General features: G+C 63.7%; 15 protein-coding genes and 1 tRNA gene. 5 read left to right on the forward strand and 11 right to left on the reverse strand.

Annotated elements, in window-relative coordinates; translation table 11 throughout:
* Positions 1-137: 137 nt before the first annotated feature.
* From argH to LJ655_RS04125, 4 genes are all read left to right on the forward strand, one after another.
* The gene (gene argH, locus LJ655_RS04110) at positions 138-1,544 is read left to right on the forward strand and encodes an argininosuccinate lyase (RefSeq protein ID WP_230559986.1); all 1,407 of its coding nucleotides are present in this window, start codon (positions 138-140) and stop codon (positions 1,542-1,544) included.
* 318 nt (positions 1,545-1,862) lie between these two features.
* Positions 1,863-2,354 carry a TonB family protein gene (locus LJ655_RS04115; RefSeq protein WP_230559987.1) on the forward strand — a complete coding sequence of 164 codons (492 nt, stop codon included), beginning with the start codon at positions 1,863-1,865 and terminating at the stop codon, positions 2,352-2,354.
* 309 nt (positions 2,355-2,663) lie between these two features.
* Positions 2,664-3,971, forward strand: a complete 1,308-nt coding sequence (locus LJ655_RS04120) for an MFS transporter (RefSeq protein WP_230559988.1) — start codon at positions 2,664-2,666, stop codon at positions 3,969-3,971.
* A 213-nt stretch (positions 3,972-4,184) separates the two neighbouring features.
* Positions 4,185-4,364, forward strand: a complete 180-nt coding sequence (locus LJ655_RS04125) for a hypothetical protein (RefSeq protein ID WP_230559989.1) — start codon at positions 4,185-4,187, stop codon at positions 4,362-4,364.
* A gap of 34 nt (positions 4,365-4,398) precedes the next feature.
* Here the strand turns inward: LJ655_RS04125 and LJ655_RS30050 are convergent, their stop codons facing one another.
* Entirely contained in the window at positions 4,399-4,527 is a 129-nt protein-coding gene (locus LJ655_RS30050) for a hypothetical protein (protein ID WP_268991323.1), read from the reverse strand.
* 522 nt (positions 4,528-5,049) lie between these two features.
* Complete coding sequence (gene waaC, locus LJ655_RS04130) at positions 5,050-6,054, reverse strand: lipopolysaccharide heptosyltransferase I (protein WP_230559990.1); 1,005 nt, start codon at positions 6,052-6,054, stop codon at positions 5,050-5,052.
* A 218-nt stretch (positions 6,055-6,272) separates the two neighbouring features.
* Between waaC and LJ655_RS04135 the strand changes: the two genes are divergently transcribed.
* Positions 6,273-7,712 (forward strand): chloride channel protein, encoded by a 1,440-nt coding sequence (locus LJ655_RS04135; RefSeq protein WP_230559991.1) that lies wholly within the window; start codon positions 6,273-6,275, stop codon positions 7,710-7,712.
* Between the two features lie 100 nt (positions 7,713-7,812).
* Here the strand turns inward: LJ655_RS04135 and minE are convergent, their stop codons facing one another.
* From minE to LJ655_RS04180, 9 genes are all read right to left on the reverse strand, one after another.
* Positions 7,813-8,067: a cell division topological specificity factor MinE gene (gene minE, locus LJ655_RS04140; protein ID WP_008922443.1), complete on the reverse strand. Its 255-nt coding sequence runs from the start codon at positions 8,065-8,067 to the stop codon at positions 7,813-7,815.
* A gap of 14 nt (positions 8,068-8,081) precedes the next feature.
* Entirely contained in the window at positions 8,082-8,897 is an 816-nt protein-coding gene (gene minD, locus LJ655_RS04145; RefSeq protein WP_013088749.1) for a septum site-determining protein MinD, read from the reverse strand.
* Between the two features lie 54 nt (positions 8,898-8,951).
* Positions 8,952-9,773, reverse strand: a complete 822-nt coding sequence (gene minC, locus LJ655_RS04150) for a septum site-determining protein MinC (RefSeq protein ID WP_230559992.1) — start codon at positions 9,771-9,773, stop codon at positions 8,952-8,954.
* A gap of 207 nt (positions 9,774-9,980) precedes the next feature.
* A complete protein-coding gene (locus tag LJ655_RS04155) occupies positions 9,981-10,514 on the reverse strand; it encodes a GNAT family N-acetyltransferase (RefSeq protein WP_230559993.1) in 534 nt (177 codons plus the stop codon).
* A gap of 91 nt (positions 10,515-10,605) precedes the next feature.
* Entirely contained in the window at positions 10,606-11,391 is a 786-nt protein-coding gene (gene map / locus LJ655_RS04160; protein WP_230559994.1) for a type I methionyl aminopeptidase, read from the reverse strand.
* A gap of 362 nt (positions 11,392-11,753) precedes the next feature.
* Positions 11,754-13,160 carry a hypothetical protein gene (locus LJ655_RS04165; RefSeq protein ID WP_230559995.1) on the reverse strand — a complete coding sequence of 469 codons (1,407 nt, stop codon included), beginning with the start codon at positions 13,158-13,160 and terminating at the stop codon, positions 11,754-11,756.
* A gap of 682 nt (positions 13,161-13,842) precedes the next feature.
* Positions 13,843-13,933: transfer RNA gene (locus LJ655_RS04170), tRNA-Ser, on the reverse strand.
* A gap of 150 nt (positions 13,934-14,083) precedes the next feature.
* A complete protein-coding gene (serS, locus tag LJ655_RS04175) occupies positions 14,084-15,379 on the reverse strand; it encodes a serine--tRNA ligase (RefSeq protein ID WP_230559996.1) in 1,296 nt (431 codons plus the stop codon).
* 64 nt (positions 15,380-15,443) lie between these two features.
* On the reverse strand, positions 15,444-16,757 hold the full coding sequence (locus LJ655_RS04180) for a replication-associated recombination protein A (RefSeq protein ID WP_230559997.1): 1,314 nt from the start codon (positions 16,755-16,757) through the stop codon (positions 15,444-15,446).
* Positions 16,758-16,940: the final 183 nt, after the last annotated feature.

The raw sequence follows: 16,940 nt of genomic DNA on the forward strand, positions 1-16,940 counted from the left end.
GCGATAGTCCAGCGCGCCTTGAACGCCCTCGCCGGGTGTTAAAATCGCAGTCTTTCTTCGCTGCGGCGGCGCTTTTGCACGGCATGTGCACGCGCGTTGTCAGCCTCTTCACCGCTCGCTTTTAACCGCCCAACACCATGACGTCCCAACTGCACAAAAAAGGCGAAGCCTGGTCGGCTCGCTTCTCGGAGCCGATGTCGGAGCTCGTCAAACGCTACACGTCGTCGGTTTTCTTCGACAAGCGTCTGGCGTTCGTCGACATCGAGGGGTCGCTCGCGCACGCGTCGATGCTCGCCGCGCAGAAAATCATCTCCGCCGACGACCTCGCCGCGATCCAGCGCGGCATGGCACAGATCAAGGGTGAAATCGAGCGCGGCGAATTCGAATGGCAACTCGATCTCGAAGACGTGCACCTGAACATCGAAGCGCGCCTGACCGCGCTGATCGGCGACGCCGGCAAGCGCCTGCACACCGGCCGCTCGCGCAACGACCAGGTCGCGACCGACATCCGCCTGTGGCTGCGCGGCGAGATCGACCGCATCGGCGGGCTGCTCACCGAGCTGCGCGTGGCGCTCATCGACATCGCGGAGAAGAACGCCGCGACCATCATGCCGGGCTTCACGCACCTGCAGGTCGCGCAGCCGGTCACGTTCGGCCACCATCTGCTCGCGTACGTCGAGATGTTCTCCCGCGACGCCGAGCGCATGCTCGACTGCCGCAAGCGCGTGAACCGTCTGCCGCTCGGCGCGGCGGCGCTCGCCGGCACCAGCTATCCGATCGACCGTCACGCCGTGGCGAAGACGCTCGGCTTCGACGGCATCTGCGCGAATTCGCTCGATGCGGTCTCCGACCGCGACTTCGCGATCGAATTCACGGCTGCTTGCGCGCTCGTGATGACGCACGTGTCGCGCTTCTCCGAAGAACTGGTGCTGTGGATGAGCCCGCGCGTGGGCTTCATCGATCTGGCCGACCGTTTCTGCACCGGCTCGTCGATCATGCCGCAAAAGAAGAACCCGGACGTGCCTGAGCTTGCGCGCGGCAAGACCGGCCGCGTGAACGGCCATCTGATGGCCCTGCTCACGCTGATGAAGGGCCAACCGCTCGCCTACAACAAGGACAATCAGGAAGACAAGGAGCCGCTGTTCGACACCGTCGATACGGTCGCCGACACGCTGCGCATCTTTGCCGAAATGGTCGCCGGCATCACGGTCAAACCGCAGGCGATGCGCGACGCCGCGTTGCAAGGCTTCTCGACCGCAACGGACCTCGCCGACTATCTCGTCAAGCGCGGCCTGCCGTTTCGCGACGCGCACGAAGCGGTCGCGCTCGCGGTGCGCGTGTGCGCCGATCGCGGCTGCGATCTCGCGGACCTGACGCTCGACGAAATGCGCAGCGAGCTGCCGAACGTCGCGCATCTGATCGGCGACGACGTGTTCTCGTATCTGACGCTGGAAGGCTCGGTGGCGAGCCGCAATCATCCGGGTGGCACCGCGCCCGAGCAGGTGCTGGCCGCGGCGAAGGCGGCGCGCGCGGCGCTGAAGTGAGCGACGGTTCGGCAGCGCCGTCAGCCTATACTTGCGGCGTTGTTCGTTGAATCGATACCCCAAAGGCGAACCTGTTTGACGGGTTCGCCTTTTTTGCAGGCGCGTTTCGCTCGCCGGCCCATTCGCGCATCTTTCCGGTCCTTGCATCGACGCGCATCGATCGATGAGCCAGCATGGCGCCCGGCATCCATCGGGCGAACGCTAGTTGAATCCTCCTGGTTTTTGACTACCATTCAATCAGGCTCTCTTCGAAGTCCGTCGACGATGTTCTCTCGCACACCTCCCCTTCGCCTTCGTCGTACGGTCCCATTCTTCCTCATGGCAGCGCACGCGAGTTCATCGCCCGTACATCGGCTGTTGCTCGCCGTGCTTGGCATTGCCGCCGTGGCCGGTTGCACGATCACGCCGCTGATGCCGCACGAAACCGTCAGCACACCAGTGGCCGCAATCAACAGCGCGACGCTCGATCAATACCGCGACGCGGTCGCACGACGGATCGTCGAGCGCAATCCGTCCTATGTGCTGCAGGGCAAGCCGCAGGCGATGCTGCGCTCGCTCGTGGTGGTCTCGTTCACGGTCGATCGCGATGGACATATCGTCGAGTCGAAGGTGTATCGCACGAACGGCGACGACGAAGCCGAAAGCACCGCGCTCGCGACTCTGCGCCGCTCGGCGCCGCTGCCGCAACCGCCCGGCAAACTGCTGAACGGCCGCGGCCAGCTCGAGCTATTCGAAGACTGGCTGTTCAACGACAACGGCAAATTCCAGCTGCGCGAACTGGCGGCGCCGCAGGCGGAATCGTTGAACTGAGCGCGCGCGAGCGCGCCAGGCCATCGCGCATGGCGCACCCTTCGTTGCCGCGCCCGCTTACGTGGCCATTGCTGCGCAACGAGCGCGCTCGCTATAATTTTCCGACTCCCCGCGCCGGAACCTTCCGGCATGGCTCACGCCGTCCGCCTATCCGCCGGCGCGGCGCATGAGCCGACTACAGTGCCGCGGCGGTATCCGCGCGCGGCACCCAAACCCACATCACAACGAGGATGCCGCCCCCGCGTGCGCCGCCTGTCTGCGAAGCACGGCACAGCGTCGCGCGGCCTCACGAGAAATGGAGACCCCTGCATGTCCACTTCGCCGATTTCCGCGGTCCAGCCCGCAGCCGGGCAAAACAGTAGCGCGCGGATCATCTTTGCGAGCTTCATCGGCACCGCGATCGAGTTCTATGACTTCTATGTCTACGCGACCGCCGCCGCGCTCGTGATCGGACCGGTATTCTTCCCGCATGGCTCGGCCACCGCGCAGGCGCTGTCGGCGTTCGTCACATTCGGCATCGCGTTCGTCGCGCGGCCAATCGGCTCATTCCTGTTCGGCCACTTCGGCGATCGCATCGGCCGTAAATCGACGTTGGTCGCCTCACTGCTCGTGATGGGTCTGTCGACTACGTTGATAGGCTTCGTGCCGGGCTACGACGCAATCGGCAGCCTCGCGCCGATCCTGCTGTGCGTACTGCGTTTCGGCCAGGGTATCGGTCTCGGCGGCGAATGGGGCGGCGCCGCGCTGCTCGCTACCGAAAACGCGCCGGCCGGCAAACGCGGCTGGTTCGGCATGTTCCCGCAGCTTGGCCCGTCGATCGGCTTCCTCGCCTCGAATGGCCTGTTCTTCGCGCTCTCGCTGTCGCTCTCCGACGAGCAGTTCCGGAGCTGGGGCTGGCGTGTGCCGTTCATCGTCAGCTCGGTGCTGGTCGTGCTCGGCCTGTACGTGCGGCTGAAAATTGCCGAGACGCCCGCGTTCCAGGCAGCGATCGAGCGCAAGGAACGTGTGCGCGTGCCGATCGCGACGCTGTTCTCGCAGCACTGGGTGCCGACTGTGCTCGGCGCGCTCGCGATGGTGGTCTGCTACACGCTGTTCTATAACGCGACGACGTTCTCGCTGTCGTACGGCGTCGGGTCGCTGCATATTCCGCGGCAGACGTTCCTTGGCCTGCTGTGCATCGCCGTCGTGTTCATGGCGCTCGCGACGCCGCTGTCGGCCCGCGCAAGCGACCGCTTCGGGCGCAAGCCGGTGCTGATCGCCGGCATTGTCGCGGCGATCCTGTCCGGCTTCACGATGGCGCCGCTGCTCGGCAGCGGCGAGCCGTCGCTCGTGCTGCTGTTCCTCGTGATCCAGTTGTTCCTGATGGGCGTGACGTTCGCGCCGATGGGCGCGCTGCTGCCGGAGCTGTTCCCGACCAACGTGCGCTACACGGGCGCCGGTGTCGCGTACAACCTTGGCGGGATCCTCGGTGCATCGGTCGCGCCATACATCGCCCAGGTGCTCGCCGCTCACGGCGGCCTGCCGTGGGTTGGCGCGTACGTATCGGTCGCGGCGGCCGTGAGCCTGTTCGGTGTGCTGTGCATGCGCGAAACGCGCAATGACAGTCTGATGAAGTGATGCAACGCATCGGCGCAGCAGTGCTTGCGCCGATGCGCGTTTTGCGATGCCTGAACAGCGGCTCCCATGCGGTTTTGCTTGTCGGCGGTGGCGGGCAGCGGGCGTTGTTTCCGCGCCATTGCCGCGCCGACCTCGATAGATCTCCCGCCTTGCGCCTCTTTTTGGCGTGCCTATACTCCCCGACGTAACCCCATAACGGGCAGGGAGGCTCGCGTGAGCGTTCATCTTCACAATGCCGATATCGTGATAATCCTCGCGCTGGCCTTGCTCGGCTCGCTGCTGCTCGCGCTGCGCTTCCGTCCGGCGACATGGAAAGGCGTCGTCGCCGAGGCGCTGGCCGCGAACGCCGCGGCGATTGCCGCGGTGGTCGCCTTCGAAATGCTCCTTGCCTGAGGCCCGGTGGTCCGAGCCACGCGCGGCGCGCAGCTTAACGGTAGTAGCCGTGATGATAGTAGCCGCCGCCGTAGTAGTAGCCCGGCGCCGGCACGACGACGCAGCCGCCGAGTACCGATGCGAGCAGGGTGCAGGCCACGAGAGCCAGGATCAGGCGTTTCATGTTGTTCTCCATCGAGTCAGATTGATTCGAGCGCAAACCCCGAATGACCCGATTGAACACGATGCGCCGTGCGCCTAACGTTGCCATTTGTAAGTGAAGATCACTGAGCTGTTACACGAGCGACGTACCGGATCGACGCGTTCGAGCGACACGCAGTGCTCCCGCCGGAGCGCGCCAACATGGCGGGAAGCACCGCCTACACTCCGTTCAGCATCCTGTCGCGATAGAAGCCTTGCTGGCCACATAGGCGTCGGCGCAAAGGAGCGGCTTCAGGCGCGCGGGACGGGCAGCAACCCGCCGCGACACGCCAACGCGACGCCCTTGCCACCCGCGCATCGGACGCTTCAACGCTCAACGAAAAGCGACAGTTTTAACAGACGTGTAATCGATTCCTCTTCACCCGCTGTACCCCGACGCGGGCGATATGTGAGGCGCGACAGCGCAGTCTCCGCCCGCGAGCGCGAACTACGCGGCGCGCCTTTTTTCTTTGAGGCAAACGATTGCTGAATCGCGCGGACGGGCTCAGGCGGCGGCCGACCCGTGCGGTACCGCAAGCGGCGGCTCTGACGCTTGCACGTAGTCGATCGCTTCGAGCACGGCGCTGACGGGCGGTACCGAGCGCCCGTCGCCGATCGAGGTCGAGCGATACGGCGCCTCGACGCCGCAATGCGACGGCGACGTCGAGACGAAGATCATCACGGTGCGCCTCTGCAGCGCATGCGCGAGGTGCACGAAGCCGGTGTCCGCACCGACCACGAGTGCGCAGTTGTCGATCATCTGCGCGATTTCGGTCACGCTCATTTGCGGCAGCACGGTTGCGCCTGGCACCTGCTCGGCGATCGTCTCGGCTTCTGCCCGCTCGCCGGCCGAGCCCCACGGCAGCACGACCTGAAAACCGCGCTCACGCAGCGCGAGCCCCACCGCCGCCCAGTGCGCGAGCGGCCATTTCTTGTCGTCTTTCGAAGTCGCGTGAAAGAACGCCGCGACCGGTGCTTCCTGCGCCGCGAACAGCTGCGTGACGGCCTCTGGCAACTGCAGGTCGTAGATGGGCGGCCCTTCTACTTCGTAGCCGAGCGCCTCGCCGGCGCTGATACGCATGCCGTGCCACGCGTTGCATTGCGGACGTGGGCCGAAACGCCCGGTGTACGCGAACGCGGCGCCGCGCTCGCCCAGATCCTGGGATTGATACCCGATGCGCCGTGAAGAGCGCGCGAGGAAGGCGATGATTGCGCTCTTGTAGACGCCGTGAATGTCGATGATGTAGTCGTAGCGATACGCGCGCAGTTCGGAGATCGATGCCAGGATCGCCTTCAGATCACTCCAGCGGCGCGCCTTCTTGAAGCGGCGCAGCGGCGCGCACAGCACGCGATCGACACCCTTGCTCCAGCGCAGGAGCTCGGCAAATGATTCGTCCGCCGCCCAATCCACCTGAACGCCAGGAAACGCGCGTTTGATATCGGCGACCACTGGCAACGCCTGCACGATATCGCCTAGTGAAGTGACCTTGACGATAAGGATTCGCTTCATTGAGGGCCTGTTCTTTGTTCGAAATTGAACTTATTTTAGCTGACGATTTTTAGCGATCCGAGCCAAATGGGCATCGCATGCGTCTGGGTCTCAATACGGCCCGTTACAGCGAAGAGCCGAATACATCCGAGCATTCGCCCGCATCGTTCCAAAACCCCTTCGCGCATGCCGGCCGGCCCGCACGCCTTATACTTGGCCCTTTGCACCCCACCTGACTCATGTCCCAGCCCTTTCTCTCCCGTTCTCCCCTCATGCGTCGCGCGAAACGCCTGTGGCGGCAATACGGTGTGTTCTGGCTCGGCGCAATCGCCGTCGGTCTCGTCGCCGTGTTCTATGCGCGTCTGATCGATTGGGGCTACGCCGAGTTTCTCGGCGTGCTGCGGCAACACGTTTGGGCGCCGCTCGTGATCACTCCCGCGGTCGGCGCACTCTCGGTATGGCTCACGCGCACGTTCTTTCGCGGCGCCGAGGGCAGCGGCATTCCGCAGGTGATCGCGACGCTGCACAGCAAGCCGCGAGCGTACGGCACACGGCTGCTGTCGCTGCGGATCCTGGCCGGCAAGATCGGCGTCTCGTTTCTCGCGATTCTCGGCGGCTTCACGATCGGCCGCGAAGGACCGACCGTACAGGTCGGCGCCGCGCTGATGTTCAACATGCGCCGGCTCTATCCGCGCTCGAATGCGCACATCGAACGGCAGCTCGCGCTGGCGGGCGCGGCCGCGGGTTTGTCGGCGGCGTTCAATACGCCGCTGGCGGGCGTCGTGTTCGCGATCGAGGAATTGACGCGCAGCTTCGAGGCGCGCACGAGCGGCGTGCTGATCACGGCGATCATCATCGCGGGCGTGGTCGCGCTGGGCCTGAACGGCAACTACACCTATTTCGGCACGATCCAGATCGGCGCGCATTTCCCCGACCTGCTCGCCGTCGCGGTGCTGGTCACGGCGATCCTCACGGGGGTCGCGGGCGGCATATTCGGCTGGCTGCTGCTGAACACCGCGCGCTGGATTCCGGCGCCGCTGCGCCAGCTTCATGGCGAGCGGCCGGTCGTGTTTGCCGCGCTGTGCGGCTTCGCGATCGCGGTGGTCGGCGTGGTCTCGGGCGGCGCAACGTTCGGCAGCGGCTATACGGAGGCGCGCGGCCTGCTCGAAGGACACGAGCAGTTGTCGGTGTTCTATCCGGTGCTGAAGATGATCGCGATGATCGGCTCGTACCTGCCCGGTATTCCGGGCGGCATCTTCGCGCCGTCGCTGTCGATCGGCGCGGGCTTCGGCAATGTGCTGCACATGGTGTTCGATTCGATGCAATTGCCGATGCTGATCGCGCTCGCGATGGTCGGCTATCTGGCCGCCGTCACTCAGTCGCCGATCACGTCCTTCGTGATCGTGATGGAGATGATCGACGGCCACGCGCTCGTGATTTCGCTGATGGCCACTGCGTTGATTGCCAGTCGCGTGTCGCGCCTGTTCACCCCGCCACTCTATGAGTCGCTCGCCGAACGCTACATGGCGCCGCTGCCGCATCCGGCGCCCGCGCCGGTGCCGGAAGTGCCCGAGGTCGAGGCGCCGCGGGCTGAGGCCGGCAGCAACGACGGCGAGCCATCCATCGACAACGCCGCCGAGGACGACGCGACGGATGCGTCCGGTTCACCGCGTCAGTAGATGACCACGCGCGGCGCGCGCGAGGGCGAGGCGATGTCCTGAATGTGATGCGATGGGGACCGCGCAGGCGGGACCGCAGAGCCGGCGGTCCATCCGAAGCTCAGGCCTGCGGTATTTCGATCTTGACTTCGAGCACCTCGAGATCGTCCTGACGCTCGAGACTCACGCGAATGTCGTCGTCGGAGATCTTCACGTACTTCGAGATCACGGCCACCAGTTCGCGTTGCAACGCAGGCAGATAATCGGCGGGCGCATGGCCGCCGGCGCGCTCGTGCGCGATGATCAACTGCAGGCGTTCCTTCGCTACCGACGCGGATTTCTTTTTCTCGCCCAGCAAAAACGAAAGAATCGACATTACGTGCGCCCCCCTTACTTGGTGCCGAAGAGGCGCTGCAGCAGCCCGGGCTTCTGGTAATCGACAAAGCGAAGCGATTTCTGCTCGCCGAGGAAACGCGACACGACGTCCTTATAGGCTTCGGCCACATCGGTGCCGTCCAGATGCACGGCCGGCAGACCCTGGTTCGACGCGTGCAGCACCGCTTCCGATTCAGGAATCACGCCGATCAGGTCGATGCGCAGAATTTCCTGGATGTCGGTGAGCGACAGCATTTCGCCTTCGCTGACGCGCTTCGGGTTGTAGCGGGTGATCAGCAGGTGCTCCTTGATCGGCTCCTTGCCTTCGATCGCGCGCTTGGTCTTCGACGACAGGATGCCGAGAATGCGGTCGGAGTCGCGCACCGACGACACTTCCGGGTTCGTCACGATCAGCGCCTCGTCGGCGAAGTGCATGGCAAGCAGCGCGCCCGACTCGATACCGGCCGGCGAATCGCAGACGATGTACTCGAAGTCCATCGCGATCAGATCGTTGATGACCTTCTCGACGCCTTCCATCGTCAGCGCGTCCTTATCACGCGTTTGCGACGCCGGCAGGATGAACAGGTTCTCGCATTTTTTGTCTTTGATCAGCGCCTGGTTCAGATTCGCTTCGCCCTGGATCACGTTGATCAGGTCGTACACGACGCGGCGCTCACAGCCCATGATGAGGTCGAGGTTACGCAGGCCGACGTCGAAGTCGATCACGGCGGTCTTGCTGCCGCGCAACGCGAGGGCCGACGCAAAGCTCGCGCTCGTGGTCGTCTTGCCCACGCCACCCTTGCCCGAAGTCACCACAATGATTTTTGCCATTACCCTTACCTTGTGTTCGTCAAATGCGTCAATTGGTGCGCGGCTCGCGGCGCTTTACGTGAGCCGCAGCGGTTCGATCATCAGTTTTTCGTCTTCGAGCCAGATCTGTACCGGCTTGCCGAGCACGTCGGCCGGCAGTGGGTTTTCCGTGGTTCGATAGATGCCCGCGATGGAGATCAGTTCCGGTTCGAGACACGTGCAGAAAATGCGCGCGTCGTGATTGCCCTGCACGCCGGCCAATGCCCGGCCGCGCAACGGCGCGTAAATATGGATGTTGCCTTCCGCGATCACCTCGGCGCCATAGCTGACGAGACCGAGCACGACCAGATCGCCTTTTGCGTAAATGCGCTGGCCGGAGCGCAGCGGCTTGTCGACCACCATCGTTTGCGGCGAGGTGGCGAGGCGTACCGGTTCGGCGGCGGGGGTGGGTTGCACGGCGGTGGGGGCGGCCGTGTTCTCGTCCGCACTGGTTGTCGTGGATGCGGTGGCTGGTGCTGCCGCGTTCGTTGCCGTATCGGCCGCGGCGCCGCCCTCATCGGCCTGCTTCGCCGTCGCACCGCGGCGGTCGCGCGCTTCGAGCAATGGCAAGCGCGACTGCCCCGCCCACGCCTGCTCCGCGTTTGCGACCACGCCGACGGGATGCATGCGCACGCTGTCGAGCAGTTGCGCGATCTCGTCAAGCGGCACGCGTTCGTCGCCGGCGAGTCGCCGCACGTCGATCGCGACGACGTCGTTGGCGAAGAATTCGGGGGTCGCCTCGAAGCGCCGCGTCAGTTCGGCACGCATCGCATCGAGGTCGGTCGTTTTGACCACGAACATCAGCGTGTCGACAGAGCCGCTGCGCAGTTCGAAAAAGGGCGATTTCTTGGGCGACATAGCGTTCGGCAAAAAATTTTGCGTATTTTACAGGCGTACACGCGCGCGGCCACTATTTTTACCGGGAGAATTGGTGCAAGCGCCTGCGGGCGCAACGCGTGTCGTCCGTGCGATCGACGCGCGACGGTGCGAAAGAAATGCTCGCGGGAAAACCGTGATGAAGGGACGGCGAAGACGAGCGGCGCGCGCGGCGCGCCGCTTGCGGGATCACTGTTGAAACACCTGCGAGGTGGTCGGAACGTGCCGCACCAGCAGACTTTCGACCTGCTCGGGCGCGCGCTCGACGCGCCGGTGCTCGCCGGTCGAGCCAAAGCCGAGCGCCTCGTAGAAACGCATCGCGTTGCGGTTCGTGTCGGTGACCCACGCGTAGATTTCCGCCGCGCCCGCATTGGCGAGCCAGTTGCTCGCCGTGTCGACGAGCAGTTCGCCGCCGCGCAGATGACGCACGGCCGGCGCCACCCACAACTCGCAGACGAACGCGCGGCGCTCAGGGGTGTCGTCGAAATGCGCCTCGATCAGGCCGGCCGGATGACCCTCGGTGTACAGGATGAAAGTACCGATGGTCTGCGAAACCGCATGATCCGCCGCGGTCGCGTCGAAACTGGCGGCGTCGGCCGATAACGCCTCCTCGAGTGTCGCGCCGAAGGCATACGGCGCCTCCCGCAGCGATGCAGTACGGAGCTCCCGAAAAACGGCGCCCTGATCAGCAGTGATGCGGCGAACGGTCAATGACGGACTCATGCAGACGAAAACCCCTTGAAACCCTAACGCATAGCTTTAACCGAACCGGCCCGCGAGTCAATTCTTTATTGACCAGATTGGGCGGACGGGGTCAAGGCGCCTCGTAGCGGCCGGTGCCGTCCGGCCACGGCGTCAGCAGTTCATAGCCGTCGTCGGTCACGGCGACCATGTGCTCCCATTGTGCCGAGAGCGAGCGGTCTTTCGTGATTACGGTCCAGCCGTCGCGCTGCACCGACGTGCCGGCGCGGCCCGCGTTGATCATCGGCTCGATCGTGAAGACCATGCCCGGCTTCAGACGCACGCCCTGCCCCGGCTGACCGTAGTGCAGCACCTGCGGGTCCTCGTGATAGACCTTGCCGATGCCGTGCCCGCAGTAGTCGCGCACGATCGAGAAGCCTTCGCGCTGCGCGATCTTCTGGATCGCGTGGCCGACGTCGCCGAGCGTCGCGCCCGGCTTCACCTCGCGGATGCCCGCGACCATCGCCTCGTAAGTCGTGTCGATCAGCGCACGCGCGACCGTGCTCGGCTGACCGACGCAGTACATGCGGCTCGTGTCGCCGAAATAGCCGTCCTTGATGACAGCGACGTCGATATTGACGATGTCGCCGTCTTTCAGAATCTCGTTGCGATTCGGGATGCCGTGACACACGACATGGTTGACTGACGTGCAGACGGTCTTCGGAAAGCCCAGATAGCCGACGTTGGCCGGAATCGCTTTCTGGATGTTGACGATGTAGTCGTTGCACAGCGCGTCGAGGTCGTCGGTGGAGACGCCTGCCTTGACGTGCTCGCCGATCATTGCCAGCACATCGGCTGCGAGGCGGCCGGCGATGCGCAGCCTCGCGAGATCGTCGGGGGTCTTGTAGGTAATGGCCATGAATTCAGTCGATGTAAGTCGCGGGTCAAGCGCGAGATGATCCGCCGCGCCCGAAAGCCCGGCGGCCCGCAACCGCCGCTCGCTCGGGCGATTTCGGGCAATTGTACAGAGGATCGTGGAGGGACCCCGCGCAAACCGGCTGAAGCGGTGCGCGGAAAGCGGCGCTGGCGCTATTTAAGCTCGTGGCGCAGCGCACCTGATTCACGGCGAAAAGGTTCGGCGGTTCGTCGAGCCGGACAGCCGAATCGCTCAGTTTTCCGAACTAAATGTGATGGAGGAGTTTCGGGCGGGATCAGGCGCCCTTGCCTCGCCTCCCGACTCCGAAGGAAGGGTTGGGCGCCGCTTACGTCGATGTCTGCGGATCAGTTGTCCGGATTGGCAGCCGTAAAGCTCGCAAACGAGCTATACGACGGATTGCACGGCGCACCGTCGATCATGATGCCGTAGGTGCCGTTGCCGCTATCCAGGACGTAATACATGACCGCCTGGATATTGTGCGTCTTGCGGTTCCGATAGAACTCGCCGAGCTTCGACGTGATGTAGCTCGCACGGTAGGTCTCCGTTTGTTCCGGTCCGGTGTTCCACTCGGTGATGATGAACGGCACGCCATACCGGGCCTTGCAATAGGTCGGCAGATCGAAGCCCGGCATCGCGCCGTCCACGCCAAGAGAGAACACATCGCCGTACACCTCGTAGTTGTGCCACGTGGTGATGTCCCAGCGCACGGTCGGGTAGCCGCCGCTGCCGTCCGGCTGCATACCGTCCCACAACGCGTCGGCCGCGCCAATATCGTTCACGCAGAAATTGATGCCGCACTTCGCGTTCGCCTGCACCGATTTCACGCCGTCGATCATTCCGCGCATCAGGCCGCGCATCACCGGCCAGTTTGCGTTGTTGAAGTCCGCCGCCGAGGTGCCCGCAGTGGTGAAGTCGAGCACGGTGGCGTTCTGCCGCGTCAGCTCGTTGCCGCATTCGTAGATGGTCACGCCATACGGCTTCAGTGCGTTGGCAACCGCCTGGGCTACCACGTACCCCTCGGTATAAGCGGCCGACTCGCCGTTCCACAGGTTGCCGTTTGAGTCGGTCACGCCCTGGTCGATCAGCACGACCAACGTCATGCCCGCCGCCTGAAAAGCCTGCGCGAGGCCAATCGCTGCATTCAACTGCGTCGAATTGTCGGTGACGCCGATACGATAGCTCGTGCAGCCCATTGCCTTCAGGATCGAAACGATCTGTTGGGGGGTGTACGTGTAGTCGTAGTGGCCGTTCATGCCATAGAACATGCCGGCAGGCGGTGTGATCGCGATGCGCGGGTCGTTGCAAGGCAGCCACCGGTTCGCGACGCCCGCAATGACATAGTACTGGCCGCCCGTGCCGCAGTGCCAGATCTTGCCGCCGTACCACAGCACGAGCGACACGTTGTACGTGTCGCCGACCGTCGCGCCGTTGCAATAGATGACGCCATTGGAAAGCGTCCACTTCGCGCCGGTCTTGTCGATGATGTATGGCGAAGCGGGCAGCGTGGTGCCGTCGGGCGAGGTGCCGTTCGCGTCGTTGGCGACCGGCGTTGTAGTGTCCTTGGTGCTGGATGCAGTAGCCGAGGAACCGGAAGCACCCGAGGCAGCCGCGGTACCGGAAGCACCGGAAGCATCCGCGGCGCCGGAAGCCTTATTGCTCGCGTTTCCGGATCCGCCGCCGCCACATGCGGGTAAAAGATAACTTGCGCTGAGAGCAGTCAGGCCGCTGAGAAATTGACGTCGTTTTATCATGCGGAGTAATTCCAAATGTCGGGAAAATTCCCGATAAAAAGACCGAGGAATGGATTTGCTGAGATGCGGACGGACAATGCGCAAGCAGCCGCTGCGAGTAGTTCGCAGTGCTGATGATGCAGTTGTCCTGAAGTGCTTAAAACGCACGTTCTGATGTCCGATTAAACCGATGCGCGAAAGCGTTTTCTCGCGGTGGCTCAGATTGACAAGGCGGGTGCGTGGGTGTGCGCGGTTACCTGCTCCGCGCGCTTTCTTACCGATTGCAGCACTAAAGACTGGCTTACAGGAAAATTATTCCCGTAAAAGCTGCAGTCGGCGGAAATCGTACCCTGACGTTATGACTGCGCCCAGCAAAAAACAGTAATAATTTGCGAAAAGGGCGAATATTTCTAATAACTCAGCGTAATGCGAAGATTCGTACGATCAGGGAACGGAACACACGCGAACTTTCGGACTTCGACCCTGTTTAGCTCGCGACAGCCATAGGGATGAGGATTACAGTTCCTTCCATCGCCACACAAGGCACGGCAACCCGGCGAATAGCCAAATCAAAAAATATGAATGGAAGGAACGTTGCAAATCGAAATAACGCGGTCGGTGATTCGAATGGAGTTTCAAAGCAATTCGATAACCGAAAGCAAAAGCCCCTTGATCTCGACGAGATCAAGGGGCTTTCAGGATTTGGCGGAAAGGGTGGGATTCGAACCCACGGTACGGGGAAACCGTACGCCTGATTTCGAGTCAGGTACATTCGACCACTCTGCCACCTTTCCGGGTATTCCAACTTGCTGGTGCTTCGTCGGATCCAAGCGGGTCGTTGCTTGGGAGAAAAAGATTATAAAACAGCTCGAATCAGTTTTCCAAGCCCCTCGGCGAAAAAACTTCTAAAAAATTTCGAGGGGCTGGGACACCGCCAGCGACGTTCAGGCCGCCGGCACTTCCAGTCGTTCGACGCCGCCAAGGTAAGGCCGCAGCGCAGCGGGCACCGTCACCGAGCCATCGGCGTTCTGGAAGTTTTCGAGCACCGCCACGAGCGTGCGGCCCACCGCGAGACCCGAGCCGTTCAGCGTATGCACGAGTTCGGGCTTGCCCTGCGCATTGCGGAAACGCGCTTGCATGCGTCGCGCCTGGAAGGACTCGGTATTGGAGCAACTCGAAATCTCGCGATACGTGTTCTGCGCGGGCAGCCACACTTCGAGGTCGTAGGTCTTCGCGGCCGAGAAGCCCATGTCGCCGGTGCACAGCGTGATCACGCGATACGGCAACTCGAGCTTCTGCAGAATCGCCTCGGCATGGCCGACCATCTGCTCGAGCGCCTCGTACGACGCATCCGGCGCGACGACCTGCACCATCTCGACCTTGTCGAACTGATGCTGACGGATCATGCCGCGCGTATCACGGCCGTACGAGCCCGCTTCCGAGCGGAAGCACGGCGAGTGTGCGGTCAGCTTGATCGGCAGCGCGTCCGCTTCGACGATGCTCTCACGCACCGTGTTCGTCAGCGAAATTTCCGAGGTCGAGATCAGGTACTGCGTGACCGTGTTTTCGCTGCCGCCCTTCTCGACGCGGAACATCTCGTCCGCGAACTTCGGCAGTTGGCCGGTGCCGTACAGGATGTCCGGATTCACGATGTACGGCGTGTAGATCTCCGTATAGCCATGCTGCTGCGTGTGCGTGTCGATCATGAACTGCGCGAGCGCGCGGTGCAGCCGCGCTATCTGCCCGCGCAGCATCGTGAAGCGCGCGCCCGACAGCTTCGCGCCGGTCTCGAAGTCGAGGCCGAGCGGCGTGCCGACGTCGACGTGATCCTTCACCTCGAAGTCGAACTGACGCGGCGTGCCCCAGCGGCGCACTTCCACGTTGGCGGTCTCGTCATTGCCGAGCGGCACGCTCTCGTGCGCCAGATTCGGCACGCCGAGCAGCAGATCCGACAGACGTTTCTGGATGTCTTCGAGCTTGACCGCCGACGCCTTCATCTCGTCGCCGATGCCGCCGACCTCGGCCATCACCGCCGACGTATCTTCGCCGCGCCCCTTCATCGCGCCGATCTGCTTGGACAGGCTGTTGCGGCGCGCCTGCAGTTCTTCGGTACGGGTCTGGGTATCGCGGCGTTCCGCTTCGAGCGCGGTGAAGGCCGCGACGTCGAGGATATAGCCGCGGTCGGCGAGGCGCTTCGCGACGCCGTCGAGGTCTTTGCGCAGCAACTGGATGTCGAGCATGGGATGGGGCGGATGTTCGTTGGATGAAAATGCAATTTTAGCGCACCGGCAAGCGCGAAACGCCTCAAGCCTTCTTCGGCTTGTTCTCCGCGCGCCACCGCGCGTCGAGCTCGGCGAGGCGCGCGAGCTTCTCGCCGATCTTGCCTTCGAGGCCACGCGGCGTCGGCTCGTACCAATGCGGCTCACGCATGCCGTCCGGGAGATAGGTCTCGCCGGCCGCGTACGCATCGGGTTCGTCGTGCGCGTAACGGTAGTCGTGACCGTAGCCGAGTTCCTGCATCAGTTTCGTCGGGGCGTTGCGCAGATGCACCGGCACCGCGCGCGACTGGTCCTTGCCGACGAAGCGCCGCGCCTCGTTATACGCGTTGTACCCGGCGTTCGACTTCGGCGCGACCGCCAGATAGATGATCGCCTGCGCGAGCGCGAGTTCTCCTTCGGGCGAGCCTAGACGTTCATAAGTTTCGGCGGCGTCGAGCGTGATGCGCGCGGCGCGCGGATCCGCGAGGCCGATGTCTTCCCACGCCATGCGCACGATCCGCCGCGCGAGGTAGCGCGGGTCCGCGCCGCCGTCGAGCATGCGGCAGAACCAGTACAGCGCGCCGTCCGGGTTGCTGCCGCGCACCGATTTATGCAGCGCGCTGATCTGATCGTAGAACGCGTCGCCGCCCTTGTCGAAGCGGCGCAGGTTTTCCGCGAGCGCGCTGCCGAGCAACGCGCCGTCGATCTCGGTGGTCTTCTGCCGCGCGGCCGCGCGCGCGACGATCTCGAGGTTGTTCAGCAGCTTGCGGCCGTCGCCGTCGGCCGAACCGATCAGCGCGGCACGCGCTTCGTCAGTGAAGGTGAGGCCGCCGAGCTCCTTTTGCGCGCGATCGAGCAGCTCGATCTGTTCGTCGTCGGTCAGGCTCTTCAGCACGTAGACCGCGGCGCGCGAGAGCAACGCGCTATTGACCTCGAACGACGGATTCTCGGTCGTCGCGCCGACGAACACGAACAGGCCCGACTCGACGTGCGGCAAGAACGCGTCTTGCTGGCTCTTGTTGAAGCGATGCACTTCGTCGACGAACACCAGCGTCTGATGGCCGTTCGCGCGATGGATCTGCGCGGTCTCGACCGCCTCGCGAATATCCTTCACGCCCGAGAGCACCGCCGACAGCGCGATGAATTGCGCATCGAACGCGTCGGCCATCAACCGTGCGAGCGTGGTCTTGCCGACACCGGGCGGCCCCCATAGGATCATCGAATGGGCTTCGCCGGATTCGAACGCGACCCTGAGCGGCTTGTTCGGACCGAGCAGATGCGCCTGGCCGATCACTTCGTCGATATTGCGTGGCCGCAGGCGTTCGGCGAGCGGAACATTGGCACGGGTTTCTTCAAACATGACGTTTTGGGGATAATCTCGGCATTCCGGGCTCGCGCCGCAGCGGAGCCATACCTCGCGGGACGAGCGCAAAGCCCGCGCACGGCAGCAAACAGAGACACGACCGCGGGCAACGTCCTGCATTATGACAGTGACGGCGGCCATGCGATGGGCGAGCCGGCCCGCCGGCAACGCAAAGATTCA

The sequence above is a fragment of the Paraburkholderia translucens genome, assembly GCF_020881035.1.
GTDB classification, from domain to species: domain Bacteria; phylum Pseudomonadota; class Gammaproteobacteria; order Burkholderiales; family Burkholderiaceae; genus Paraburkholderia; species Paraburkholderia translucens.